Source organism: Kitasatospora sp. NPDC059571, from assembly GCF_042735675.1.
Classification (GTDB): domain Bacteria; phylum Actinomycetota; class Actinomycetes; order Streptomycetales; family Streptomycetaceae; genus Kitasatospora.
The window spans coordinates 1-1,713 of sequence record NZ_JBHWBW010000787.1 but is presented as its reverse complement, the minus strand read 5'-3'; the positions used below and the strand labels follow the sequence as shown (position 1 = coordinate 1,713).

At 79.7% G+C, this 1,713-nt stretch carries 1 protein-coding gene; it reads right to left on the bottom strand.

What is annotated here, in order from left to right; genetic code table 11:
• Window positions 1-2: 2 nt before the first annotated feature.
• On the bottom strand, window positions 3-1,713 hold a 1,711-nt coding region (locus ACFV0G_RS39015), incomplete at its 5' end, for a polyketide synthase dehydratase domain-containing protein (protein WP_380558556.1).

The following is a 1,713-nucleotide window of genomic DNA, read 5'->3' as shown; positions in this document are numbered from 1 at the left end:
GCCTACGCCCGCAGGACGGTGTCGAGGCGCTCGGCGGTGAGGGCGTCGAGGACGCCGTCGTCGAGGACGCCCGCGGTGTGGACGACGCCGGTGAGCCGGTGTCCGGCGAGGGCGGCGGCCAGCGCCGCGCGGTCGGAGACGTCGCAGGCGGTGACGGTGGCCTCGGCGCCGTGCTCGGCGAGGTCGGCGAGGAGTTCGGCGGTGCCGGGGGCGTCGGCGCCGCGGCGGGAGAGCAGCAGCAGGCTGCGGACACCGTGCTCGGCGGCCAGGTGGCGGGCGACCAGGGTGCCGAGGGCGCCGGAGGCGCCGGCGACCAGGACGGTGCCGTCGGGGCCGAAGGCAGCAGCGGCCGGCTCGGCGGCGGTGCGCACCCGGGCGAGCCGGGGGACGTGCACCGCGCCCTCGCGGACGATGAGTTCGGGTTCGCCGGCGGCGAGGGCACCGGCCAGGGCCTCGCCGGGGACGCCGTGCGCGTCGAGGTCCAGCAGGACGAGGCGGTCGGGGTGCTCCAGCTGGGCGGAGCGGATCAGGCCGCGGACGGCGGCGCCGGCGAGAGCGCCGGGGCCGTCGGCGGCGCCACTGGTGGTGAGGACGAGGCGGGCGGCGCCGAGCCGGTCGTCGGCGAGCCACTGCCGGGTCGCATCGAGGGCCCGGTGCAGGGCGGCACGGAGCCCGGCCGGGTCGTCCGCCGGCTCGGCATCGGTGTGGCCGACGGGCAGGAAGACCGCGTCGGGGGCGGTGCGGCCGGCCTCGACGGCGGCGGCGAGGGCGGCCGGGTCGGGGTACTGCTCGGCGCCGAGGGCGGCGAGCGCCGGGGTGGCGGCGCCGAGCACGGCCCAGCGGCCGGTGGTGGCGGCGGAGACCGGCAGGGCCGTCCGTTCGATGCGGAACAGGGCGTCGCTGCGGGCGGCGCGGGCGGCGTCGAGCTGCTCGGCGGAGATCTCGCGCAGGGCCAGGGAGCGCACCGACAGGACGGGCCGGCCGGTGGCATCGGCCGCCTCCAGGGCGACCTCGCCGCGGCCGAGGACGGTGGCGCGCAGGCGCAGCGCGGTGGCGCCGGTGGCGTGCAGGGTGACGCCGTGCCAGGAGAACGGCAGGCCGCCGCGGACGGCGTCGTCGGCGGTGTCGGCGCCGAGGGCGTGCAGGGCGGCGTCGAGCAGGGCGGGGTGCAGGCCGTAGCGGTCGGCGCCGTCGAGGGCGGGCTCGGGCAGGTCGATCTCGGCGAGGATCTCGGTGCCGTGCAGCCAGACGGCGCGCAGGCCCTGGAAGGCCGGGCCGTAGCCGAATCCGGCGTCGGCCAGCCGGGCGCGGACCTCCCGGACGTCGACGGGCCGGGCGTCGGCGGGCGGCCAGGCGGCGAGGTCGGGTCCGGCCGGGTCGGCGGCGGGGGCGAGCAGGCCGCCGGCGTGGCGGGTCCAGGGCTCGTCGGCGTCGGCGTGCTCGGGCCGCGAGTGGACGGAGAGGGTGCGGCTGCCGGTCCGGTCGGCGCCGCCGACCACGATCTGCAGGTGGACGCCGCCGCGCTCGGGCAACAGCAGCGGCGCCTCCAGGGTGAGTTCCTCGACGAGGCCGCAGCCGGCCTGTTCGGCGGCACGGACGGCGAGTTCGACGAAGGCGGTGCCGGGCAGCAGGACGCTGCCCTGCACGGCGTGGTCGGCGAGCCAGGGGTGGGTGTCGAGGGCGATCCGGCCGGTGAACAGGACGCCGTCGCCG